This window comes from Streptomyces sp. NPDC058646, assembly GCF_042716875.1.
Lineage (GTDB): Bacteria > Actinomycetota > Actinomycetes > Streptomycetales > Streptomycetaceae > Streptomyces.
Genome location: NZ_JBHXRK010000009.1, coordinates 191,073 through 213,700 on the forward strand (window position 1 = coordinate 191,073; position 22,628 = coordinate 213,700).

19 protein-coding genes and 1 other RNA gene are annotated in these 22,628 nt (G+C 72.6%); 4 read left to right on the forward strand and 16 right to left on the reverse strand.

Going from position 1 to position 22,628, the window contains the following annotated elements:
• Window positions 1-233: 233 nt before the first annotated feature.
• The 3 genes from ACFWUZ_RS13930 to ACFWUZ_RS13940 form a co-directional block, all read right to left on the reverse strand.
• Window positions 234-1,865 carry a beta-N-acetylhexosaminidase gene (locus tag ACFWUZ_RS13930; protein WP_384371679.1) on the reverse strand — a complete coding sequence of 544 codons (1,632 nt, stop codon included), beginning with the start codon at window positions 1,863-1,865 and terminating at the stop codon, window positions 234-236.
• 203 nt (window positions 1,866-2,068) lie between these two features.
• Window positions 2,069-2,353 carry a DUF3039 domain-containing protein gene (locus ACFWUZ_RS13935; protein WP_384371681.1) on the reverse strand — a complete coding sequence of 95 codons (285 nt, stop codon included), beginning with the start codon at window positions 2,351-2,353 and terminating at the stop codon, window positions 2,069-2,071.
• Between the two features lie 28 nt (window positions 2,354-2,381).
• Window positions 2,382-2,942 carry a YqgE/AlgH family protein gene (locus ACFWUZ_RS13940; RefSeq protein WP_384371683.1) on the reverse strand — a complete coding sequence of 187 codons (561 nt, stop codon included), beginning with the start codon at window positions 2,940-2,942 and terminating at the stop codon, window positions 2,382-2,384.
• Between the two features lie 262 nt (window positions 2,943-3,204).
• Here ACFWUZ_RS13940 and murA point away from each other — a divergent pair, with 262 nt between their 5' ends.
• Window positions 3,205-4,548, forward strand: a complete 1,344-nt coding sequence (gene murA, locus ACFWUZ_RS13945) for a UDP-N-acetylglucosamine 1-carboxyvinyltransferase (protein ID WP_031150226.1) — start codon at window positions 3,205-3,207, stop codon at window positions 4,546-4,548.
• Window positions 4,549-4,867: 319 nt separating this feature from the next.
• Here the strand turns inward: murA and ACFWUZ_RS13950 are convergent, their stop codons facing one another.
• From ACFWUZ_RS13950 to ACFWUZ_RS13985, 8 genes are all read right to left on the reverse strand, one after another.
• Entirely contained in the window at window positions 4,868-5,149 is a 282-nt protein-coding gene (locus ACFWUZ_RS13950; RefSeq protein WP_007264399.1) for an HU family DNA-binding protein, read from the reverse strand.
• Between the two features lie 352 nt (window positions 5,150-5,501).
• Window positions 5,502-6,905, reverse strand: a complete 1,404-nt coding sequence (locus ACFWUZ_RS13955; protein ID WP_384371685.1) for an NAD-dependent malic enzyme — start codon at window positions 6,903-6,905, stop codon at window positions 5,502-5,504.
• Window positions 6,906-7,377: 472 nt separating this feature from the next.
• Window positions 7,378-9,684 (reverse strand): HelD family protein, encoded by a 2,307-nt coding sequence (locus ACFWUZ_RS13960; RefSeq protein ID WP_384371687.1) that lies wholly within the window; start codon window positions 9,682-9,684, stop codon window positions 7,378-7,380.
• A 126-nt stretch (window positions 9,685-9,810) separates the two neighbouring features.
• Window positions 9,811-10,380, reverse strand: coding sequence for a CGNR zinc finger domain-containing protein (locus ACFWUZ_RS13965; RefSeq protein WP_384371689.1), 570 nt, complete (start codon window positions 10,378-10,380; stop codon window positions 9,811-9,813).
• A gap of 282 nt (window positions 10,381-10,662) precedes the next feature.
• Window positions 10,663-11,220 carry a GNAT family N-acetyltransferase gene (locus tag ACFWUZ_RS13970; protein ID WP_384371691.1) on the reverse strand — a complete coding sequence of 186 codons (558 nt, stop codon included), beginning with the start codon at window positions 11,218-11,220 and terminating at the stop codon, window positions 10,663-10,665.
• Window positions 11,221-11,263: 43 nt separating this feature from the next.
• Entirely contained in the window at window positions 11,264-12,415 is a 1,152-nt protein-coding gene (locus tag ACFWUZ_RS13975; protein WP_384371693.1) for a uroporphyrinogen-III synthase, read from the reverse strand.
• Between the two features lie 105 nt (window positions 12,416-12,520).
• Entirely contained in the window at window positions 12,521-13,888 is a 1,368-nt protein-coding gene (locus ACFWUZ_RS13980) for a nitrate/nitrite transporter (protein ID WP_384371695.1), read from the reverse strand.
• Between the two features lie 97 nt (window positions 13,889-13,985).
• The gene (locus ACFWUZ_RS13985; RefSeq protein WP_384371792.1) at window positions 13,986-14,960 is read right to left on the reverse strand and encodes a LysR family transcriptional regulator; all 975 of its coding nucleotides are present in this window, start codon (window positions 14,958-14,960) and stop codon (window positions 13,986-13,988) included.
• Between the two features lie 93 nt (window positions 14,961-15,053).
• Between ACFWUZ_RS13985 and ACFWUZ_RS13990 the strand changes: the two genes are divergently transcribed.
• Both ACFWUZ_RS13990 and ACFWUZ_RS13995 read left to right on the forward strand, forming a co-directional pair.
• On the forward strand, window positions 15,054-16,406 hold the full coding sequence (locus ACFWUZ_RS13990) for an MFS transporter (RefSeq protein WP_384371697.1): 1,353 nt from the start codon (window positions 15,054-15,056) through the stop codon (window positions 16,404-16,406).
• 46 nt (window positions 16,407-16,452) lie between these two features.
• The gene (locus tag ACFWUZ_RS13995) at window positions 16,453-17,817 is read left to right on the forward strand and encodes an SH3 domain-containing protein (RefSeq protein ID WP_384371699.1); all 1,365 of its coding nucleotides are present in this window, start codon (window positions 16,453-16,455) and stop codon (window positions 17,815-17,817) included.
• A 261-nt stretch (window positions 17,818-18,078) separates the two neighbouring features.
• On the opposite strand, the gene ssrA is transcribed toward ACFWUZ_RS13995, so the two are convergent.
• From ssrA to ftsE, 5 genes are all read right to left on the reverse strand, one after another.
• Window positions 18,079-18,467: a transfer-messenger RNA gene (ssrA, locus tag ACFWUZ_RS14000) on the reverse strand.
• Between the two features lie 127 nt (window positions 18,468-18,594).
• Window positions 18,595-19,080: an SsrA-binding protein SmpB gene (gene smpB / locus ACFWUZ_RS14005; RefSeq protein ID WP_384371701.1), complete on the reverse strand. Its 486-nt coding sequence runs from the start codon at window positions 19,078-19,080 to the stop codon at window positions 18,595-18,597.
• Between the two features lie 18 nt (window positions 19,081-19,098).
• Entirely contained in the window at window positions 19,099-20,325 is a 1,227-nt protein-coding gene (locus ACFWUZ_RS14010) for a S41 family peptidase (RefSeq protein WP_384371703.1), read from the reverse strand.
• A gap of 67 nt (window positions 20,326-20,392) precedes the next feature.
• The gene (ftsX, locus tag ACFWUZ_RS14015; protein WP_384371705.1) at window positions 20,393-21,358 is read right to left on the reverse strand and encodes a permease-like cell division protein FtsX; all 966 of its coding nucleotides are present in this window, start codon (window positions 21,356-21,358) and stop codon (window positions 20,393-20,395) included.
• A gap of 9 nt (window positions 21,359-21,367) precedes the next feature.
• Window positions 21,368-22,057, reverse strand: a complete 690-nt coding sequence (gene ftsE / locus ACFWUZ_RS14020; RefSeq protein WP_384371708.1) for a cell division ATP-binding protein FtsE — start codon at window positions 22,055-22,057, stop codon at window positions 21,368-21,370.
• Window positions 22,058-22,292: 235 nt separating this feature from the next.
• Between ftsE and ACFWUZ_RS14025 the strand changes: the two genes are divergently transcribed.
• Window positions 22,293-22,484, forward strand: a complete 192-nt coding sequence (locus tag ACFWUZ_RS14025) for a hypothetical protein (protein WP_384371710.1) — start codon at window positions 22,293-22,295, stop codon at window positions 22,482-22,484.
• The last annotated feature ends 144 nt before the right edge of the window (window positions 22,485-22,628 follow it).

The window sequence follows — 22,628 nt, forward strand, 5'->3', positions numbered from 1 at the left end:
TCCCGGTCCCGGCGCTCGCGCCTGTTCCGCCGTACGGTACGTGCTCACCGCCGGGACGTGGCAACTCTGGCACATCTTCCGTACGGCCCGGCGCGAGGGTCGGCCGGGCGCCCCGGCGCACCCCCGCCACCGCTTCCCCGCACGTCACCGGCGCCCCGGTCCCGCCCAGGTCACCCGATCGTCCGCTTTTCCCCGTATAAGCGGAAATCTAGGAAGAGTTCCTCTTCCCGTCGTCACACGTTCGGCGGGGTTCCCTCCTTCGGGCGTCCGAGCACGCCCGGGCGTTTCTGCCACGGCAGCGGGCCGCCCGGTGGCCGGTAGCCGACCCCGAGCGCGTCCAGTCGCGCGTAGTGCCCCGCCATCCGCGCCTCGAACCCCGCGAAGTCGCGCTCCTCGGGCGCCGCCCGCCGCGACCACACCACCTCGGCGAAGGCGGCCAGCCGCGGGAACACCTGGTAGTCGACGCGGTCCTGGTTCTCCGTCACCTCGGTCCACACGTTGGCCTGCGCCCCGAGCACGTGGGCGGCCGCCCGCTCCGACAGCTGCGGCGGTACGGGCTCGAAGCGGTAGACGTCCTCCAGCGAACGGACGTAGGAGATCGGCATCGGCTCCTGCCCGCCCGGCGCCTGACGGTAGTCCAGGTAGACGTGCTGCTCGGGGCACATGACCACGTCGTGCCCGGCCTCGGCCGCGGCGACGCCGCCCGCGTAGCCCCGCCAGGAGGACACCGCCGCCCCGGGCGCGAGCCCGCCCTCCAGGATCTCGTCCCAGCCGATCAGCCGTCGCCCCCGCGCGGCGAGCCAGCCGTCGAAGTGCCCGATGAACCAGGACTGGAGCCCGTCCTCCCCGTCCACGCCCAGCTCCCGGATCCGCGCCTGGGCGGCCGGGGAGGACCTCCACTGGGCCTTGGGGCACTCGTCGCCGCCGATGTGGACGAAGGGCGAGACCTCGGCGGGGAAGAGGTCCAGCAGCTCCTCGAAGACCCCTTCGTAGAAGCGCAGCACGGCTTCGGTGGGTGCGAGCACGTTCTCGCTGATGCCCCAGTCGTCCCACACCCGCAGGGCGGAGGTGTCGACGACGTCGGTGTTCCCCAGCTCCGGGTACGCGGCGATCGCGGCCTGCGAATGCCCCGGCACGTCGATCTCCGGGACCACCCGCACGTGCCGCTCGGCGGCGTACGCGACGATCTCGCGGAGGTCGTCCTGGGTGTAGTAGCCGCCGTGCGGGGTCTCGTTCCACAGCGGGGAGGCCCGGTGCCCCCACCGGCTGCGCGCCCGCCACGCCCCCGCCTCGGTCAGCCGCGGGTACCGCTTGATCTCGACCCGCCAGCCCTGGTCGTCCGTCAGGTGCAGGTGCAGCACGTTGAGCTTGTGCGCGGCGAGCAGGTCGATGTACCGCAGCACGCCGTCCTTGGGCATGAAGTGCCGGGCGACGTCGAGCATCAGGCCGCGCCAGCCGAACCGGGGGGCGTCCGTGATCTCCGCGTACGGCAGGCTCCAGGCGCGGCCGGGCAGCGGGGCCCTGCGGTAGGCGCCCGGCCCCAGGAGCTGACGGAGCGTCTGCGTCGCCCAGAACAGCCCGGCCTCGCCCGCGGCGGTCAGCTCGACGCCCGTGGCGTCGACCGTGAGGGCGTACGCCTCCGGGGATCCGGCGGGGTCCGGGTCGAGGCGCAGCCGTACGTCGGCGGTCCCGCCCGGCCGGGCGGCCGGCAGGTCCCAGCCGGTGGCCGCGCCGAGCTCGCGGCGCAGCCGGCGGGCGGCGCCCTCGGCCCCGGGCCCGGCGCCGAGCTGGGGTTCGGGCCCGAACTCGAAGCGGAGGCCGTCCTCGTGGAGGACGGCGGTCCGGGGGGCGGGGATCAGGTCCATGCGTCAGCCCTTCGCAGCAGCCCGTTGCATCCTGCGCAACAGCCGTTTCGAAGGATGCTCCTCAGCGCAGACCCTAGTACGCCGAAGGCCCCCCGGGTACGCCACTGCGCACCCAGGGGGCCTCGGTCCTGCGGGAACGACCGGCCGCGGGCCGGGCAGCCGGGCCCCGGGATCGGGCCGGACGGCCGGACGCGGGAGCCGGACTACTTGCCCTTGCCGCCCTTGTCCTTGTCCCCGCCGGGACCCATGGACTCGTAGATCTCCTTGCACATGGGGCAGACGGGGTACTTCTTCGGGTCCCGTCCCGGTACCCAGACCTTGCCGCAGAGCGCGACGACGGGGGTCCCGTCGAGCGCGCTCGCCATGATCTTGTCCTTCTGGACGTAGTGGGCGAAGCGCTCGTGGTCGCCGTCACCGTGCGACACCTGCGGCGTCGGCTCTACGAGGGTCCCCGTGCCAGTCCCGCGCTCGGGCTCAAGAGTGCTCATGGACCCAGGGTACTGAACCCCGGCCGCGTCAGTTGAGCGACGGGTCGTCCGGATAGGTGGCGACCATCGCAAGGTCACTGCGCTGGCGGCGCAGCACCGCCCTCCACAGCCGTTGCGGATCGGGGAACGACACGTCACCGGGCTCCGACTCCACGACGTACCAGGCGCCCTCGCCCACCTCCGCCTCCAGCTGGCCCGGCCCCCATCCGGAGTAGCCGGCGAAGATGCGCAGGCTGCCGAGGGCCGCGGCGAGCAGTTCCGGCGGGGTCTCCAGGTCGACCAGCCCGATCGCCCCGTGCACCCGGCGCCAGCCGAGGGGGCCGTCCTCGCCGGGGATGACCGCGATCCCCAGGGCCGAGTCGAGCGCCACCGGGCCGCCCTGGAAGACCACGCCGGGGTCACCCGCCAGGGGGGCCCAGGGCAGCAGGACGTCGCCGACGCCCACCGGGGTCGGCCGGTTGAGGACCACGCCGAGCGAGCCCTGCTCGTCGTGATCGAGCAGGAGCACCACGGCCCGGTCGAAATTCGGGTCCGCGAGGGCGGGCGTGGCCACGAGCAGTCTCCCTGTGAGGGAGGACACCTCGGTCATGCCGCCATGATCTCGCACATTCGCCGTTCCGGGGGCGCGGGCGGCGAGATCGGACCGTACGCAGCTCAGGGCGCACGGCGGCGGAGCGGGAGCAGGCGCGCGGACGCAGGCGGAACGCAACACTCCGCCATGGGATGGGTACGGAGGGTGCTGTACCGAATTCATGACAGTCCTACGGCCGCGTCAGCCATACAAACAAAGGGGTGGTGACCCTTACTCTTTTCCCTGGCCCCCTGCCCACCCCTCCCGGAACGCGAGATTCATGACCGGCATCAGTGACGATGTACTGCTTGTCCACGGCGGCACCCCGCTCGAGGGCGAGATCCGAGTCCGCGGTGCGAAGAACCTCGTACCCAAGGCCATGGTCGCCGCGCTGCTCGGCAGTGGACCCAGTCGGCTGCGCAACGTTCCCGACATCCGTGACGTGCGCGTCGTGCGCGGTCTGCTCCAGCTGCACGGGGTGACGGTCCGTCCCGGCGAGGAGCCGGGCGAGCTGGTGCTCGACCCCACCCACGTCGAGAGCGCGAACGTCGCCGACATCGACGCGCACGCGGGCTCGTCGCGCATCCCGATCCTCTTCTGCGGCCCCCTGCTGCACCGCCTCGGGCACGCCTTCATCCCCGGCCTCGGCGGCTGCGACATCGGCGGACGGCCGATCGACTTCCACTTCGACGTGCTCCGCCAGTTCGGCGCGACCATCGAGAAGCGCGAGGGCGGCCAGTACCTGGAGGCCCCGCAGCGGCTGCGCGGCTGCAAGATCCGCCTCCCCTACCCGTCGGTCGGCTCGACCGAGCAGGTGCTGCTGACGGCCGTCCTGGCCGAGGGCGTCACCGAGCTCAGCAACGCCGCGGTGGAGCCGGAGATCGAGGACCTCATCTGCGTCCTGCAGAAGATGGGCGCGATCATCTCCGTCGACACCGACCGGACCATCCGGATCACGGGTGTCGACAGCCTCGGCGGCTACAACCACAAGGCCCTCCCGGACCGTCTGGAGGCCGCCTCCTGGGCGTCCGCCGCCCTGGCGACCGGCGGCAACATCTACGTGCGCGGTGCCCAGCAGCGCTCGATGATGACCTTCCTGAACACCTTCCGCCGGGTCGGCGGCGCGTTCGAGATCGACGACAACGGCATCCGCTTCTGGCACCCGGGCGGCCCGCTCAAGGCCATCGCGCTGGAGACGGACGTGCACCCCGGCTTCCAGACCGACTGGCAGCAGCCGCTGGTCGTGGCCCTGACGCAGGCCTCCGGCCTCTCGATCGTCCACGAGACGGTCTACGAGTCCCGGCTCGGCTTCACCTCGGCGCTCAACCAGATGGGTGCTCACATCCAGCTGTACCGCGAGTGCCTGGGCGGCAGCGCGTGCCGCTTCGGCCAGCGCAACTTCCTGCACTCGGCGGTCGTCTCCGGCCCCACCAAGCTGCAGGGCGCCGACCTGGTCATCCCCGACCTGCGCGGCGGCTTCTCGTACCTCATCGCGGCCCTGGCGGCCGAGGGCACCTCGCGGGTCCACGGCATCGACCTCATCAACCGCGGTTACGAGAACTTCATGGAGAAGCTCGTGGAGCTGGGCGCGAAGGTCGAACTGCCGGGCGGCGACCTCGTCTGACGCCCCGCCCGGGCGCCCCGCACCGGCGCCTGACGCACCGTCCGCACAGCCCCCCGGGCCCCGCAAGGGCCCGGGGGGCTTTCCCGTGGGCCCGAGGCGGGCGGGGCGGGGCCCACGGGGCCCCTGGGGCCCCTCAGGAGGCCCTGGCAGGCGCCTCGTCGGGCCGGGGGGCCCGGCGGGCGTCCGGCCGGCCCGGGGCCCGGACAGGCCGAAGGGCGGCCATCCCCACCGGGGATGGCCGCCCTTCGCCGTTCTGCGCAAAGCTGCGCCACTACTCGCCGTCCCGAAGGCCTGTGCGGCCTTCGGCGCCGGGGCAGGACTACTTGCCCTTGGCGGCTTCCTTGAGCTTGGAGCCCGCGGAGACCTTCACGCTGTAGCCGGCCGGGATCTGGATGGGGTCGCCGGTCTGCGGGTTGCGCGCGGTGCGAGCGGCACGGTGGGTGCGCTCGAAGGTCAGGAAGCCGGGGATGGTGACCTTCTCGTCGCCCTTGGCGACAATCTCGCCGACGGTCTCGGCGAGCGCGGCCAGAACGGCGTCGGCGTCCTTGCGGGTCACCTCGGCGCGCTCGGACAGAGCGGCCACCAGCTCACTGCGGTTCATGTTGTACTCCCGTGTTCAACTTGCCTTAGAGGCGTGAGATCGAAGCCGATGCTGCCAGGGCCCTCGGACAGTCCCCGGACCCGGGTCTGAACGTCAGACCCTCTCGCCCGGTTACGCATCCTGCCCCCACCAGCGGCGGGAAAGCCAATCCGGCACCCGCCGGGGTCACACGAAAAGCGCCACAGTCACGCCGCGGTGACGCTCCGTCCGCACTCGCCGGATGCGGACCGCGGACCTCGCGGGCATCCCCGCAACCCTAGAGGCGCCCCACCGGGCCCGCATCTCGCGACGCGCCGGGACCGGAGGGCCGTGAGGGCCGTCACAGACGGCCCCCGGCCCCGCCGAGCGCCCGTCAGACGGCGGAGGCCGCCTTGCGGACGGCGCCGGCGACCGCACCCGCGACCTTGTCGTTGAACACCGAAGGAATGATGTAGTTCGCGTTCAGTTCGTCCTCGCCGACCACGTCCGCCAGGGCGGTCGCGGCGGCCAGCATCATCTCCGTGTTCACGGTGCGGGACTGGGCGTCCAGCAGGCCGCGGAAGACACCCGGGAAGACCAGCACGTTGTTGATCTGGTTGGGGAAGTCGGAGCGCCCGGTGGCCACGACAGCGGCGGTCTGACGGGCGACGGCCGGGTCCACCTCGGGGTCCGGGTTCGCGAGCGCGAACACGATCGCGCCCTCGGCCATGGCCGCCACGTCCTCGCCGGAGAGCACGTTGGGAGCCGAGACGCCGATGAAGACGTCGGCGCCGACCACGGCCTCCTTGAGGGTGCCCGTGTAGCCCTCGGGGTTGGTGTTGTCGGCGATCCAGCGCAGCGGGGAGTCCGGGGCCGCGTCGACGAGGTCGGGGCGGTCCGCGTGCACGACACCGTGGATGTCGGCACTGACGGCGTTCTTGACGCCCGCCGCGAGGAGCAGCTTGAGGATGGCCGTACCGGCCGCGCCGGCGCCGGACATGACGACCTTGACGTCGCCAACTGCCTTGCCCACGACGCGAAGTGCGTTGGTGAGCGCCGCGAGCACGACGATCGCGGTGCCGTGCTGGTCGTCGTGGAAGACGGGGATGTCGAGGGCCTCGCGCAGCCGGGCCTCGATCTCGAAGCAGCGCGGCGCGGAGATGTCCTCCAGGTTGATGCCGGCGAAGCCCGGGGCGATCGCGCGGACGATCTCGACGATTTTGTCGGTGTCCTGGGTGTCGAGGCAGATCGGCCACGCGTCGATGCCCGCGAAGCGCTTGAAGAGGGCCGCCTTGCCCTCCATGACGGGCAGGGCGGCCATCGGGCCGATGTTGCCCAGGCCCAGGACGGCGGAGCCGTCCGTCACGACTGCGACGGAGTTGCGCTTGATGGTCAGGCGGCGGGCGTCCTCGGGGTTCTCGGCGATCGCCATGCACACGCGGGCCACGCCCGGGGTGTAGATCATCGAGAGGTCGTCACGGTTGCGGATGGGGTGCTTGGACGCCATCTCGATCTTGCCGCCGAGGTGCATCAGGAAGGTACGGTCCGAGACCTTGCCGAGGCTGACGCCCTCGATGCCCCGCAGCTTCTCGACGATCTCGTCGGCGTGCGCGGTGGAGGTCGCGGCGATGGTGACGTCGATCCGGAGCTTCTCGTGCCCGGAGGCGGTCACGTCGAGGCCGGTGACCGAGCCGCCGGAGGACTCCACGGCGGTGGTGAGCTGGGAGACCGCGGTTCCGCTCGCGGGCACTTCCAGGCGGACCGTCATCGAATACGAGACGCTGGGCGCCGTTGCCATGGCCGTGTTCCTCTTCTGTCCCTGGTTTTCGCTGTACACACAGGGTCCCGCGCTGCACCGGCCGAGAACGTGCCGGGTGCGGCAGGACCTGTTGTCCGATCGTCCCACCTACCAGCCGGTACAAGGTAACCAGCTACAAACTTCGGAAAGACTCTTCCACCATACGAGATAGTAGGGCCCGGTGGAATGGTGGATTGACACAAAACAGGTCCGCGTCCTCCACCTGGTGGAGGACGCGGACCTGTTGATTCGTCTGGCGGCACCGACCCGCCATGCTCGCCTCGCGGCAAGTGGTCGCTCTGAGCGACGAAGGTTGGGCCCGGGGGCTTGGATCGAGTCGGTGCCGTAACCCAGGCTAACAAAGGATCGCCGAATGCGAGCCCCCTCCCGCCCTCCGGTTCTCATCCCACGCGCCTGGCCGCGGGCCAACCGGCCGTACGGTGGCGCCCGCCGCCGCGGGAGCCGGTGTCCGCTACGGCTTGAGCAGCTCCGGCACCCCGTCCGCGTCCGGCCGGTCCCGCTTCGCCGCCACCACCGTCAGCTGCTGCGTCGCACGCGTCAGCGCCACGTACAGCACCCGCAGCCCCGCCGGGGACTCGTCCGCGATCTCCGCCGGGGAGACGACCACCGTCGCGTCGTACTCCAGGCCCTTGGCCTCCAGGCTGCCCAGGGCCACCGCCCGCCCGCCCAGGCCGGCGAGCCAGCCCGCGGCCTCCGCGCGCCGGTCCATGGCGGTGACCACGCCCACGGTGCCGTCCACCTGCTCCAGGAGCCTGCGCGTCTCCTCGCGCACCGTCTCGCCCAGGTCACCCGCGGCGGCCGTGAAGCGGGGCTCCAGACCCGTGGAGCGGACCGCCGACGGCGGCTCCATGCCGGGCATCGCCAGGCGCAGCACCCGGGCCGCGACCTCGGCGACCTCCGCCGGGTTGCGGTAGTTCACCGTGAGGGTGAACCGGCGGCGCGGCCGGCTCCCCAGCGCCTCGTCACGGGCGGCGGCCGCCTCCTCGGGGTCGGTCCAGGAGGACTGCGCCGGGTCGCCGACCACCGTCCAGGTGCCGTGCCGGCCCCGGCGGCCCACCATCCGCCACTGCATGGGCGTCAGGTCCTGGGCCTCGTCGACGATGACGTGCGCGTACTCGGTGCGCTCCGCCGCGAGCCGCTCGGCCCGCTCCCACTGGGTCTCCTCGCGGGTCGGCATCAGCTCCTCCAGCCCGCTCAGCTGGTCGAGCGGGTCCAGCTCCCGCTTGCGCCGCGGCCGGGCCGGGGCGCCCAGCAGCTGCTGCAGCTCGTCCAGCAGCGCCACGTCGTGCACCGACAGCGGCCCCTTGCCGTCCGGGCCCACGCGGCGCAGCGAGCGGGCCAGCTGGCGGGTCTCGCGCGGGTTCAGGTCCCGGCGGGACCAGCGGCCGAGCCGCCGCTCGTCCGCCATCGCGGCGAGCACCCCGCGCGGGGTCAGCTCGGGCCACCAGGCGTCCAGGAAGCCGACGAAGGAGTCCTCGGTGGAGATGTCCTCGTCGAAGGCGGAGCGCAGCTCGGCGGCCAGCTCCGGGTCGCTGTGCCGGCCGGCGCTGCCGGACTTCGCGTACAGGGCGTCGAGCAGCAGCTTGCGGGCGCGCGGGCGCAGCAGGTTGACGGGCGCGGTGCCGCTGAGGACGTTCTGCCGGATCCGGTTCAGCTCGGCGGCCTCCAGCTCCTGGCGGCGGCCGAAGGCCACCACCCGCAGCCGGTCGGGTGCCGCACCCAGCTCCAGGGCCCCCCGTACGGCCTTGCGGAGCACCTTGAGCATCCGGGAGGAGCCCTTGATCCGGGCCACGGCCGGATCGTCGTACGTGGTCGCCTCCGCCCCGTCGACGAGCGAGCCCAGGGCCCGGATGGCGACCTGGCCCTCCTCGCCGAGCGAGGGCAGGACGCCCTCGGTGTAGGCGACGAGCAGCGGTGTCGGGGAGACGATCAGGATGCCGCCGGAGTAGCGGCGCCGGTCCTGGTAGAGCAGGTACGCGGCGCGGTGCAGGGCGACGGCCGTCTTGCCGGTGCCCGGGCCGCCCGCCACCTCGGCCACGGAGGCGGCGGGCGCGCGGATGACGAGGTCCTGCTCGGCCTGGATGGAGGAGACGATGTCCCGCATCGAGTGCGTACGGGCCCGGCCGAGCGCGGCCATCAGGGCGCCGTCGCCGATGACGGGCAGTTCCCGGCCGCCGAGGGAGGCGGTGACCTCGGGGCGCATCAGGTCGTCCTCGACGCCCAGCACCTTGCGGCCCTTGGAGCGGATGACGCGGCGGCGCACGACGCGGCCGGGCTCCTTGGGCGTGGAGCGGTAGAACGGCGCGGCGGCCGGCGCGCGCCAGTCGATGACCAGCGGCGCGTAGTCGGAGTCGAGGACCCCGATGCGGCCGATGTGGAGGGTCTCGGCGATATCGGCCGTGAGGTCCTCGCGGATCGCGTCGTCGGCGGGCTCCACGGAGGTGTAGGCGCCGTCGGGCCCCCGCTCGCCGTCCTTGCCGAGCACCAGGTCGATGCGGCCGAAGAGGAAGTCCTCGAACTCGTTGTTGAGCCGGTTCAGGTGGATGCCCGCGCGGAAGACCTGCGCGTCGCGCTCGGCGAGCGCACCGGGTGTCCCCACCTGGCCCCTCTGGGCCGCGTCGTTCATCAGGAACTCGGCCTCGTGGATCTTCTCCTCGAGGCGTCGGTACACCTGGTCGAGATGCGTCTGCTCGACCGCGATCTCCCGATCGCGGACGGAATCCGCCGTGCTGTCGACAGCGGCATTCTGCGCGGCCACCAAGGCCCCCTTCTGACGTGCATGGGCGACCGTCAACCGTACGCGAACCGGGACCCTGTCCGCACGCCCGTTCCGGAACCGGGGGGTGTCCTGTCGATCAAGCCGGGCGGCGGCCGCCCCGGCGGGTCAGGCGGAACCGGCCGCCAGGACCCGGCGGCGGTGCCGGGCGACGCGTTCGCGGTTGCCGCACCGTTCGCTGGAGCACCAGCGGCGCCGGTGGCCGCGGGAAGTGTCGAGGTAGATCCGGGTGCAGCCGTCTCCCTCGCAGGCCCGCAGCAGGGCCAGGTCGCCGGGGTCGGTGAGCAGCTCCACCGCGTCGCGGGCGACGGCCGCGAGGAGCGCGCCGCATTCCACGCCGCCGCACAATTCCCGCACCAGGTGCCCTTCTTGATCCCGTACGGCACACAGTCCCGGGGGTGGACCGGCAGCCAGCGCGTTGACCCGGGCGAGGGCCGGCGCCGTGCCGCCGGACGGCGCGGCGCCGTCCAGTTCCGCCCGGACGAGGGTGTCCACGTCGCCGCGCAGGGACCGGAAGGCCGCGACCCACTCGGGGCCAACGCGGGTCAGCGGCGTCCCGTCGGGGACCAGGCCGGTCCCGGCGAGCCACAGCCGCAGCCCGTCGCCGTCCCGGATCCCCTCGTGGGGGGTGAAGGTGGCCACCAGGTCCAGGCAGACCCGCCCGGAATCGAACCTCATGCCCGTCACCGCCTCGCGTAGTGGGGCGCCTCCCCAGAGTGCCGCTCGCCGCCGCGCAACGGAACCCCCCGTGCGGGTGCGGGCGTACCGCCGCGCGGAGCTTCCCGTCCAGCCGCAGCCGGCACACGGCATCAGCCGAATCCGGCCCCGCCGGCGATGGGGGCGCGGGGTCCGGGGCAGAGCCCCTGGTCCGCCCGCCAGGCGGCTGGTGCTGTGACCGCAAAGGCCCACCGGGCCGCGCCGCCCGGCACACCTTTCCGGCCACGGCGCCAGGCCCTGTCGTCACAGTGCCTGGTGCCCCGGCGGCTCGTCGTGCAGGAGCCGCTGGAAGAGCCGGTGGTCACGCCAGGCACCCGCGATGTGCAGGTACCGCGGCGCGAGGCCGTACTGCTCGAAGCCGGCCTTCGCCAGCACCCGTTGTGAGGCCAGGTTGTCGACGAGGGTCCCGGCCTCGACCCGGTGCAGGCCGACCTCGTCGCGGGCGATCCGGCAGACCTCCTCGACGGCGGCGGTGGCCAGCCCCCTGCCGTGCCAGGCCCGGTCCACCCAGTAGCCGACGCCACCGCTGCACAGCGGCCCCAGGACGATGGAGCCGAGGTTGATCGCCCCGACCGGCGCACCGGTGGCCGTCTCCACGAACACGTACGGGAGCAGCCGGCCCGCGTCCCGGTCGGCGAGCGCGCCCTCGATGCGGCCGCGCTGGCCCTGCTCGGTGTAGAACGCGGCGGGGCGGACCGGCTCGACGTGCGCCATGGCCGCCCGGTTACGCGTGAACGCCTCGGCGAGCCCGGCCGCGTCGGCGCGTTCGAGGGCCCTCATCTCCACACCGTCAATGATCATTGCAGCACGCTACCGAAGCCGCCCGGCCCGCCCGGCGCCGGGTTCAGTCCGGTGCGGAGTCCCCGTACTTGACCTCCCCGCCCGCGTCCAGCGCCAGCCGGTACCCCCGCTTGACCACCGTCTGGATCAGCTTCGGCGCCCCCAGCGCCACCCGCAGCCGGGCCATGGCGGTCTCGACCGCGTGCTCGTCCCGGCCCGCCCCCGGCAGGGCCCGCAGCAGGTCCGCGCGGGCCACCACCCAGCCCGGCCGCCGGGCCAGCGTCCGCAGCAGGGCCATCCCGGCGGGCGGCACCGGCCGCAGCTCGGCGTCGACCAGCGCGGCGTGCCCGCGGATCTCCAGTCGGTGTCCGGCGACCGGCAGCACCTTGGCCCGGCCGGGCAGTTCGCGGCAGAGCAGCTGCACCAGCGGGCCCAGCCGGAACCGCTCCGGCTGCACCGTGTCGACGCCGTGCGCCTGCAGCGGCAGGGCGGTCACCGGCCCGACGCACGCCGACAGCACCCCGCCCCGCAGCGCGGCCAGCACCTCCTCGTGCAGGTGGCGCTCCTCGGCCCGGGAGAGCAGGGAGGCCGCGGCCGGCGCCGAGGTGAAGCTGACCGCGTCCACGCCGCCCGCGACCATCGCGTCCAGCAGCCGGTCCAGAGGTCCGAGGTCCTCCGGAGCCATCCACCGGTACACGGGGACGACCACCACCTCCGCCCCGCCGGCCCGCAGGGCCTCGACGAAGCCGGGCAGCGGTTCCCCGTGCAGCTGGATCGCGATCCGCCGCCCGGCCACCCCGGCGCCGAGCAGCCGGTCCAGGACCTCGGCGAGCGATTCCGACTGCGGGGACCAGGCCTCCACCAGCCCGGCGGCCCGGATGGCTCCCTTGACCTTGGGCCCGCGCGCCAGCAGTTCGGCGGCCCGCAGCCGCTCCAGCAGTTCCTCGCCGAGTCCCCACCCGTCGGCGGCCTCGATCCAGCCGCGGAAGCCGATGGCGGTGGTGGCGACGACCGCGTCCGGTGCGCAGTCGATGAGTTCCTTGGTGGCGGCCAGCAGTTCGCTGTCGTCGGCCAGGGGCACGATCCGCAGTGCGGGTGCGTGCAGTACGGAGGCTCCGCGGCGGCGCAGCAGGGCGATCAGTTCATCGGCCCGGCGCGCTGCGGTGACTCCGACGGTGAAGCCCGCGAGCGGACCGGTCTGCCTGTCGTGGTCCATCGTGACCTGCCTTGCCCAGTGGGTCGGTGTCGCATCGCGGAACCGAGCCTGCCAACACGGCGTGTCAGGCTCGGTTCCACCGTATTTCGGTGCGGTTAAGCGCTGTTACACCGAGGTGAGCTGCGGCTTCGCCGTCTCCCCCGCAGCGGCGGCCGCGGGGGCCGCGGGCCGGCGAAGGTATACCGCCCACGTCACGGCGCAGCACACGGCGTAGCAGCCGAGGAAGGTCACGAAGGCGGCCGTTCCTGAGCCGGTACTCATGAACGCCTCGCGGAAGACCAGGTTGATGCCGAGACCCCCGAGCGCGCCCACCGCGCCGATCAGCCCCATGGCCGCCCCGGAGAGCCGTCGCCCGTAGGCCGCCGCGTCCTCGCCCCTCATCCCCCGGGCCAGCGCCTTGGCCTGGAAGATGCCGGGGATCATCTTGTACGTCGACCCGTTGCCGAGGCCGCTCAGCACGAACAGCGACACGAACCCGATGAGGAAGACGGGCAGCGACTCCCGTACCGAGGCGAGGATCACCAGCCCGGTCGCGGCCGCCATCGCCACGAAGTTGCCGAGCGTGATCCGCGCGCCGCCGTAGCGGTCCGCCAGTGCTCCGCCCACGGGCCGGATCAGGGAGCCCAGCAGCGGTCCGATGAAGGTGAGGGAGGCGGCCTGCAGGGGGCTGCGGCCGAACTGCGTCTGGAGGACCAGTCCGAAGGCGAAGCTGTAGCCGATGAAGGAGCCGAAGGTGCCGACGTAGAGGAACGCCATGATCCAGGTGTGCGGTTCGCGCAGGGCCTCGCGCACCGCGCCGGTGTCGTTGCGTACGGGCGCCAGGTTGTCCATGCGCAGCGCCGCGAGGGTGGCGGCGAGGATGACGAGCGGGATGTACGCGGCGAGCAGCAGGCGCGGGTGGCCCGCCCCGGCGGTACCGATGACCAGCAGGGCGACGAGCTGCACCACGGGAACGCCGATGTTCCCGCCGCCCGCGTTCAGCCCGAGGGCCCAGCCCTTCTTGCGCAGCGGGAAGAAGGCGTTGATGTTCGTCATCGACGAGGCGAAGTTCCCGCCGCCGACGCCGGTCAGGGCGGCCACGGCCAGGAAGGTGCCGTACGAGGTCCCGGGCTCCATGACCACGAGGGCGGCCACGGTCGGCGCGAGCAGCAGCAGGGCGCTGAAGACGGTCCAGTTCCGGCCGCCGAACCGGGCGACGGCGAAGGTGTAGGGGACCCGCACCAGGGCTCCGACCAGGGTGGCGGTCCCGATGAGGAAGAACTTTCCGGCGGCGTCGATCCCGTACTGCGGCCCCATGAAGAGCACCATCACGGACCACAGCGACCAGATGGAGAACCCGATGTGTTCGGAAAGGACCGAGTAGAGGAGGTTCCGGCGGGCGATCCGCTCCCCCGACTCCTTCCAGAAGGTCTCGTCCTCGGGTTCCCACCGCTCGATCCAGCGGCCCCCCTTACGCGGTGCGGTACCGGTCATCACACGCCTCCACAGCTGTCGCGTCCGTGGTGACGACCGTAGGAACGGCGCGTTTCGGCCTCGGTCCCCGCCGGATGACCACTGCGAAACCTTGCACTCACCCGTCGCCCGGTGCAGGTGTGAGACCGGCCGGCACCCAGCTGCCGGGCGGCACCTCCAGCCAGTCCCGCTCGGCCGCCAGGGCGGCGGCCGCGGCGCGCAGGGCGTCCAGGCCGGGATGGCTGAACCCTTTCCGCCACACCATCGACAGCGGGGACAGCGGCACCGGGGCGGTCAGCGGCCGCTTCACGGACCCCGGCATGTCGAGGAAGTCCACGGTCGCCAGCACGGGATTGCGGGTCTTGGCCATCACCCGGCGGAACTCCTCCTTCCCCACGGCCACCGGAGCGGGCGGCGCCGCCTCGATGCCCCGCCCGGCGAACAGCTCGCGCGCCAGCCCCGTCCACTCCAGGGTCCGCGGGTTCCCGGCCCCCGTGTACACGCGCTGCCCGGCCAGCGCGTCCAGCGGTACGAGGTCCCGCGCGGCCAGGGGGTGGTCCTCGGGCAGCACCACGGCAAGCGGCTCGTACCGCACGCGCCGCCGGGCGAGCCGGGCCCGCAGCGCGGGGTCCAGCCCGTCGGCGTACCCGAAGGAGACGTCGAGCCGTCCGGCGGCGATCTCGGCGGCGGCATGGGTGAGCCCGCTCTCGAAGCGGGCCATCAGCTCGCAGTCCGGGGCGAGTTCGCGGGCCCGCTCCAGCACGGTGCGCCCGGTGCTCGGCCCGTCGGTGTTGAGGTCCACGAGCAGCGCCCGGGGCCCGGCGGCGGCGCCGAAGGCGGCGGCCAGGTCGTCGTGGGCGCGCAGCACCCGGCGGGCCAGCGGCAGCAGCCGGTGCCCCTCGGCGGTGAGTTCCACCTGCCGGGTGGTGCGCGTGAACAGGGGAGCACCCAGCATGTGTTCGAGCCTGCGGACGTCCCGGCTGAGGGCCTGCTGGGCGACGTACAGGCGGGCGGCGGCGCGGGTGAAGTGCAGTTCCTCGGCGGCGGCGACGAATCCGCGCAGCAGCCGGGGTTCCACGTCACGGGGTATCACCGGGTTCACCCCGGGAGACTAACAACGAAAGGGCGTGAATGGCCTCGGAACAGGTGTTGGACCGCGACGGGTGCCCGGACCGAGGCTCTTCCCATGCCCGTCACCCCGACCGCCTCCCGCTCCGCCGCCGCGCCCGCGCCCGTGCCCCGCATGACCGTCACCGGCGCCACCCTCGTCCTCGTCGCCCCGGCCCACGACCACGACCGGGCGCGCACCCGCAGCCGTACGGGCACTCGTGCCCCCGGGCCGTACCGCCGGCTGTTCGACCTCCCCGGCACGCGCGCCTTCACCGTCGGCAACCTCCTCGCCCGGCTGCCCATGGGCATGTTCGGGATCAGCGCGGTCATGATGATCGCCGGGCAGCGCGGCTCGTACGCCCTCGCCGGTGCGGTCGCCGCGACCGGGCTCGGTGCCACCGCCTTCGTCGCGCCCTGGACGGCCCGGCTCGTCGACCGCCACGGCCAGGCACGGATCGCCCTCCCGGCCACCCTGATGGCGGTCCTCGGCTCGCTCGCCCTGGTCGTGTGCGTCCGGACCGGCGCCCCCGCCTGGACCCTCTTCGCCTCGTACGCGGCGACCGCCACCACCCCCAACATCGGCGGGATGTCCCGCGCCCGCTGGACCCACCTGCTGCGCGACTCCCCCGCCTCGCACCACACCGCGATGTCCTTCGAACAGGCCGCCGACGAACTCTGCTACATGCTCGGCCCGGTCCTGGCCGCCTTCCTCTGCACCGCCGTCTTCCCCGAGGCGGGCACCCTCGCCGGCGCCGCCCTGCTCCTCACCGGCATGGTGGTCTTCCTGTCCCGCCGCTCCACCGAGCCCCCGGTGACGGCAGCGCCCCGGCAGGGGTCCCCGCTGCGCACCCTGGCGCCGCTGCTGCTGCTCTTCCTCGCCATGGGCCTGGTCTTCGGCTCGATGGAGGTCACCTCCATCGCCCATCTGGCATCCCACGGCCTGGGCGCCGCCACCGGCCCGGTCCTCGCCCTCCAGGCGGCGGGCTCCTGCGCGGCCGGTCTGCTCTACGGGACCCTGCGCCCCCGCTCGCTGCGGGCCTGCGTGTGCGCCCTGGCCGTGATGATGGCGCTGCCCTGGGCGGCGGCGGGCACCGGCTCGACGGCCGCCCTGGCCGTCGCCCTGCTGCTGGCCGGCATGGCCACGGCGCCGACGATGGTCACCGCGATGGCCCGGGTCCACGAACTCACCCCCGAGGGCCGCCTCAACGAGGGCATGACCCTCGCGGTCACCGCCATCCTCGCGGGGATCGCGGCCGGTTCGGCGACCGCCGGCCTGACCGTCGACCGCCTGGGCACCGAAACGGCTTACGTACTGCCCGCGGTGGCCGGTCTGATCGCCCTTCTGGCCAGCGCGACGGGCCGATCGATCCGGCGGCCGGGTGATCGCTCCCGCGTGGTACTCACCACCGACGCCCGGGATCCGCAATAACTGGGGTGTCTTCCCCAGCGCCCTTCCCTTTGCGGAGGAACCACCCTTGCCTGCTTCCCGCTCCGTGCCCGCCGCCCTGATCGTCGCAGCCGTCACCGCGACCTGTCTGGTGCCGGCCGTTCCGGCTCTGGCCGACGCGTCGAACATCCGGTTCTCCCAGCCGTACGTCCCCTCGATCGCGCCCGGCGCGACGGGCCGCGTCGTCATCGCGGCCGCCACCGGGGCGGACCCGGCCGTCAGCAGCACCTTCCGGATCGCCGCCCCGGAACGGACGACCTTCCCCGAGGCCGGGTTCTACTGGAACGGCCTGCGTGCCACGGTCCCGTGCACGCGGTCCTCCGACGCCCGGCTGCTGACCTGCGAGGCCGGCAACCGCGCCGGCTTCTCCTTCCCCGCCGACGAGCAGACGCGGCTGGGCGTGTCCGTACGGGTCGACGCGGACGCCCCGCAGGGCACGACGCTGCACGGCGGCGAGTGGGCCACCGGCAACGAGGCGCCCGCCCTGTTCGCGGTCAGCACCCCGGTGACCGGCCCCAAGGGGGACAAGGGCGACGACGGCAAGCCCGGGAAGCACGGCCACCACGGCAAGCCCGGCAAGCCCGGCCCCAAGGGCGAAAAGGGCGACACCGGACCCGCCGGGCCGAAGGGCGACCGGGGCCCGGCCGGACCCGCAGGCCCCCGCGGACCCGAGGGACCGCACGGCCCGGGAGGCGGCCCCGCCGGCCCCAAGGGCGACAAGGGTGACAAGGGCGACACCGGACCCGCCGGGCCGAGGGGCGACTCCGGCCGTCCGGGCCCGGCCGGACCCCGGGGCCCGCAGGGCACGCCCGGCCCCGCCGGACCGCAGGGACCCGAGGGCCCCGAGGGCCCGGCAGGACCGGAAGGCCCCCAGGGACCTGAAGGACCGCAGGGCCCCGAAGGCGGACCCGCCGGCCCGGCAGGCCCCGAAGGACCCCAGGGCCCGGCAGGACCCGCCGGACCCAAGGGCGACAAGGGCGACAAGGGCCCCAAGGGCCCCAAGGGTGACACCGGCAGGCCCGGCCCGCAGGGCCCCAAGGGCCACCCGGGCAAGCCCGGACCCCAGGGCCCCCAAGGCCCCCAGGGGCCCCAGGGGCCGAAGGGCCCGAAGGGTGACACCGGCAAGCCCGGCAGCTGCAAGACGTGCGGCGGCCACCACGAGACCCCGAAGGCGAAGGTCGTCTCCAACAAGCAGGAGCTCGGCGTCCGCTCCGGCCCGGGCGCGCAGTACGCGAAGACGGGCAAGCTCAAGGGCGGCACGGTCGTCGCCCTCCAGTGCAAGGTCAACGGCCAGAAGGTCGACGGGAACTCGATCTGGTACAAGCTCGCCGACGGCAGCGGCTGGATCGCCGCCCGCTACGCCCTGAACCTCAACAAGGTTCCGTTCTGCTAGCAGCAGGCCGGCAGACGTGACGAAGGCCCCGCGGCCCCGCCGCGGGGCCTTCGCCCGTGTCCCCCGCGGACGACGCCCGGCTCCGCTCCCCCGCCGACGCCCGGGACCCATGGAGGGCGTGGCGCGTGACCGGGAGAGCGCACCCGCGGTCACCACGTCCGGGGACGAACTGAGCGACCTGGCCGGGGGCGAGGACCGGACATGCGAAGACCCCCTGGTCCGGCGACGCAGTCGCAGACCAGGGGGTCCATCCACATGGGGTGGTGGAGATGGCGGGAATCGAACCCGCGTCCAACGGTGCAGAAGCAGGGCTTCTCCGAGCGCAGTCCGCTGCGCTTTTCTCAGCCCCGGAGATCACACGGACAAGTCTCCGACGGGCTCAGTCACTGTTTGGTTTCCCTCCAGCCCCCGTGACCGGGGCTAGAGGTTTAGATCCCTAATTGACGCCAGGATCCGGACCGGGACCACTTCCGGGCTGACGCTCCTCACAGAGGCTTCAGCTCACTGTTATTAGGCAGCGAGGGTGAAGCGGGAGTTATCGCTCTTGGAGTTGGCGATTATTGTTTGCGACATGTGGTTAGCGAGATCATTGCCGCTTCCTCGGCTCGCTTCCCCTGCATCGACATCCGCTGTCGAAACCGATCATCCCCATGTTTCACGCTATTCAGTTCTGTACAGCTACAACCGGATACTGCTGGTACTGCACGAACCGCGCCGCCCCCGAGGGGGTGGTGCTGCCGCCATGGTACGCGAAGTGGACCACCGCGTGCCAGGAGATTAAACCGTACCTCGCTGCTTGCGGCGGATCGCCGAGATCGCCCGGTTCGTCTCGCGGGTGTCCTGCTTCTCGCGCAGGGTCTGCCGCTTGTCGTACTCCTTCTTGCCCTTCGCCAGCGCGATCTCGACCTTGGCCCGGCCGTCCTTGAAGTACAGCGACAGGGGCACGATCGTGTGACCCGACTCGTCGGCCTTCCGCTCCAGCTTGTCGATCTCCTCCCGGTGCATCAGGAGCTTCCGCTTGCGCCGCGCGCTGTGGTTGGTCCAGGTGCCCTGGCTGTACTCGGGGACGTGGACGTTGTACAGCCACGCCTCGTTGGCCTCCACGGACACGAAGCCGTCCACCAGCGAGGCACGTCCCTGGCGCAGGGACTTGACCTCGGTACCCGTGAGCACGAGACCGCACTCGTAGGTGTCGATGATCGTGTAGTCGTGCCGCGCCTTCTTGTTCTGGGCGATCAGCTTGCGCCCTTTTTCCTTAGCCATAGTGCGGTCATTTTCGCACTACGGACCCACCCCGAGGCCACCCAATACCTGCACGGCCCGTTCCTCGACGCCGTCACCCGCCGCCAGGTCCGGGGTGATGCCGCCGCCGTCGAGGCTGCGGCCCGCCGGGGTGCGGTACGTGCCCACCGTCAGCTCGGCCACCGAGCCGTCCGGTAGCTCCGTGGGCATCTGGACGGACCCCTTGCCGAAGGTCCTGGTGCCCACCGCCACCGCCCGGCCCCGGTCCTGGAGCGCGCCCGCCACCAGCTCGGCCGCGCTCATCGTGCCGCCGTCCACCAGCGCCACCAGCGGCCGGGCGGTGTCCCCGCCCGGGGCCGCGTGCAGGGCGCGCTCGGAGCCCCGTACGTCGTACGTGGCCACGAGTCCGCCGTCCAGGAAGGCGGAGGCCGCCGCTACCGCCTCGGTGACCAGGCCGCCCGGGTTGCCGCGCAGGTCCAGCATGACCCCGGCGCCGGGCGGGGCGGCACGGACGGCGGCCTTGACCTGCTCGCCCGAACCCCGGGTGAAGGAGGCCACCTTGATGACGGTGATCCCGCCCGGCAGCTGCCGCACGGTGACGGCCTCGGTGCGCAGGTGCTCGCGGCGGACGGTCTCGGTGAGGTCGGCGCCGTCGCGGCTCAGTTTCAGTACGACGGGGGTGCCGGCCACGCCGCGCAGCAGGGCGATCACGTCGGGCACGGCCAGACCCGTGACGGTCTGCCCGTCGACGCTCAGCAGCCGGTCCCCGGCGCGCAGTCCGGCCCGGGCGGCGGGGCTGTCCGGCTGGACCTTGTCCACGTCGATCCTGCCGCCGGGGCCGCGACCCGTCCAGAGGCCCACGCCGGTCCAGCTGCCGTCGAGGTCCTCGGCGAAGGCGGCGTACTCGCCCTGGTCGTAGACGGTGCCCCAGCGGTCGCCGCTGCGGCTGACCACCTCCTGGGCGGCCTTCTTCCCGGACTTCCCCTCGGCGACGGCCTCGGCGGCGGCGCGGGCGACGGCTTCCCGGTCGGCGGTGCCGGGGGTACGGGGCTCCTGCGCCGAGGGGTCGCCGGCGGCGGGGTCGGACCCGGAAGCGGAAGAAGAAGCGGAGGAGGAAGCGGAAGCAGCGGCGGCTCCGCCCCGGTCCCAGCAGCCGGTGCCCGCGGCGGTGGCGACGGAGGCGAGGAAGACCAACGTCAAGACGGCCCCGCGACGCAGGTCGCGGGGCCGGAGACAGAAGGCGGGGACACTCGGCAAGCCCAGCATGCCGCCGAGTCTAGGACAAGCCCCGTGCCGGTACGGATGGTTGACCGGACCGCTCGGGGGGCGCTCGTCACACCTTCAGGTACTTGCGCAATGCGATGAAGGCGGCCATGGAGGGCATCACCACGCCGATGGTGAGCACCAGCGGCAGCTTGGCGAGGACCGAATCCCAGCCCACGAACTTGACCAGTTCCATCCGCTCCCGCAGGCCCACGCCGTGGTCGATCACGAAGTACTGGCCGAAGCCGAGCATGACGCAGGCCAGGACGGCGCCGATCAGGCCGGCGACGGCCGCCTCCATGATGAACGGCACTTGGATGTAGAAACTGGAGGCGCCCACCAACCGCATGATGCCGGTCTCCCGCCGACGGCTGAACGCCGAGACGCGCACCGTGTTGACGATCAGCAGGAGGGCCACGACGAGCATGACCAGCATGATGCCGAGGGCGGCCCAGTTGAGCAGGCCGAGGTACTTGAAGAGGCTGTCCATCTCCCGGCGCTGGTCCTGTACCTCCATCACCCCGTCCCGGCCGGTGAAGGCACTGGTGATGATCTTGTACTTCTCCGGGTTCTTGAGCTTGACCCGGAGGGACTCCTGCATCTGGTCCGGTGTGATGGAACCGGCCAGGGCGGTGTGCCCGTACTCCTGCTGGTAGTGCTTGTAGGCCTCGTCGGCGGACTCGTGATGGACGCTCTCGACGAGGTCCATCCCCTTGAGTTCGGCCTCCAGCGCCTGCCTCTGCTCCGGGGTCGCCGCCCCCTTGGAGCAGGTGGCGACGCCGACCGCACCGGCGCCGCCGGCGTCCGGCTTGCCGGCGGCGCCGGCATCCTCGGCGTCCTGCTTGTTGCAGAGGTAGATCGAGACGTTGGCCTTGTCGTACCAGTAGCCCTTCATGCTGCTGACCTGGTCACTCATGAGCAAGGAGCCACCGAACAAGGACAGCGAAAGGGCCACCGAGATGATGACCGCGAAGGTCATGGTGAGATTGCGACGGAGACCGACGCCGATCTCCGACATGACGAACTGGGCGCGCATGGCGTCCTTTCAGTGCTGGTAGCCGTAGACGCCGCGCGACTGGTCGCGCACGAGACGGCCCTGTTCGAGTTCGATGACGCGCTTGCGCATCTGGTCCACGATCTGCTGGTCGTGGGTGGCCATGATCACCGTGGTGCCGGTCCGGTTGATCCGGTCCAGGAGCTTCATGATCCCGACCGAGGTCTGCGGGTCGAGGTTGCCGGTGGGCTCGTCCGCGATCAGCAGGGCGGGGCGGTTGACGAAGGCGCGGGCGATGGCCACGCGCTGCTGCTCGCCGCCGGAGAGCTCGCCCGGCATCCGTCCCTCCTTGCCGCCCAGGCCGACCAGCTCCAGGACCTGGGGGACGGCCTTGCGGATCTCGCCCCGCGGTTTGCCGATGACCTCCTGCGCGAAGGCGACGTTCTCGGCCACGGTCTTGTTGGGCAGCAGGCGGAAGTCCTGGAACACGGTCCCCAGCTGGCGCCGCATCTGCGGGACCTTCCAGTTGGAGAGCTTGCCGAGGTCCTTGCCCAGCACGTGCACCTGGCCGTGGGTCGCCCTCTCCTCGCGCAGGAGGAGCCTGAGGAAGGTGGACTTGCCGGAGCCGGAGGAGCCGACCAGGAAGACGAACTCGCCCTTGGCGATGTCGAGGGAGACGTCTCTGAGTGCGGGGCGGCTCTGCTTCGGGTAGGACTTGGAGACACTGTCGAATCGGATCACGGGTGCACCACGGTCGCCGGGAGTAGGTGTGCGTGACCATACGCGAACGGGCGCGGGGTGTGGACCCGGCATTCGGAGATGCCCGATATGTCCACGGGTCCCGGTGGAGCCCGACCGTGATGGTCCCCAGGGGCCGCGCCGAATGCCGTCGGAGCTGGCACAGTGGTAGGGGGAACGGACCCGTTCCCCGCGCCGTTGTCTCCACAGGAGACCAAGGGGACGAGAGGAGGAGCGCATGACATATGACCGGCTCGTGTGCGCGAACTGCGCCGCACCCGTCAGCCAGGGCCGCTGCCCGGTGTGCCGGGCGAACCGGGAGCGCCTCCAGCAGGAGGGCCCCTTGTCCGGCCTGACCCCCGTGGCGCTCATCGCGCTTCTGGTGGTCCTCGTGGCCGCGCTGGCACTGGTGGCTCAGCAGACGGCATAGGCGTCGCCGCAGCCGGCCCCCGCCTCGCCAGGCGGCCCGTGCGTTCGCGCCGCGTACCGATCACCGACATCACCGGTACGAGGAGGGGCGCGGCCCCCCCAGGGGTGCGGGCCCCCCCACGGAACCGGGGGGGGGCGGGGGTAA

Excerpts from the sequence above, each read along its gene's own strand:
- ACFWUZ_RS13930 (WP_384371679.1), bottom strand. The coding sequence starts at position 1,865 with ATGGACCTGATCCCCGCCCCCCGGACCGCCGTCCTCCACGAGGACGGC.
- ACFWUZ_RS13935 (WP_384371681.1), bottom strand. The coding sequence starts at position 2,353 with ATGAGCACTCTTGAGCCCGAGCGCGGGACTGGCACGGGGACCCTCGTA.
- ACFWUZ_RS13940 (WP_384371683.1), bottom strand. The coding sequence starts at position 2,942 with ATGACCGAGGTGTCCTCCCTCACAGGGAGACTGCTCGTGGCCACGCCC.
- murA (WP_031150226.1), top strand. The coding sequence starts at position 3,205 with ATGACCGGCATCAGTGACGATGTACTGCTTGTCCACGGCGGCACCCCG.
- ACFWUZ_RS13950 (WP_007264399.1), bottom strand. The coding sequence starts at position 5,149 with ATGAACCGCAGTGAGCTGGTGGCCGCTCTGTCCGAGCGCGCCGAGGTG.
- ACFWUZ_RS13955 (WP_384371685.1), bottom strand. The coding sequence starts at position 6,905 with ATGGCAACGGCGCCCAGCGTCTCGTATTCGATGACGGTCCGCCTGGAA.
- ACFWUZ_RS13965 (WP_384371689.1), bottom strand. The coding sequence starts at position 10,380 with ATGAGGTTCGATTCCGGGCGGGTCTGCCTGGACCTGGTGGCCACCTTC.
- ACFWUZ_RS13970 (WP_384371691.1), bottom strand. The coding sequence starts at position 11,220 with ATGATCATTGACGGTGTGGAGATGAGGGCCCTCGAACGCGCCGACGCG.
- ACFWUZ_RS13975 (WP_384371693.1), bottom strand. The coding sequence starts at position 12,415 with ATGGACCACGACAGGCAGACCGGTCCGCTCGCGGGCTTCACCGTCGGA.
- ACFWUZ_RS13980 (WP_384371695.1), bottom strand. The coding sequence starts at position 13,888 with ATGACCGGTACCGCACCGCGTAAGGGGGGCCGCTGGATCGAGCGGTGG.
- ACFWUZ_RS13990 (WP_384371697.1), top strand. The coding sequence starts at position 15,054 with ATGCCCGTCACCCCGACCGCCTCCCGCTCCGCCGCCGCGCCCGCGCCC.
- smpB (WP_384371701.1), bottom strand. The coding sequence starts at position 19,080 with ATGGCTAAGGAAAAAGGGCGCAAGCTGATCGCCCAGAACAAGAAGGCG.
- ACFWUZ_RS14010 (WP_384371703.1), bottom strand. The coding sequence starts at position 20,325 with ATGCTGGGCTTGCCGAGTGTCCCCGCCTTCTGTCTCCGGCCCCGCGAC.
- ftsX (WP_384371705.1), bottom strand. The coding sequence starts at position 21,358 with ATGCGCGCCCAGTTCGTCATGTCGGAGATCGGCGTCGGTCTCCGTCGC.
- ACFWUZ_RS14025 (WP_384371710.1), top strand. The coding sequence starts at position 22,293 with ATGACATATGACCGGCTCGTGTGCGCGAACTGCGCCGCACCCGTCAGC.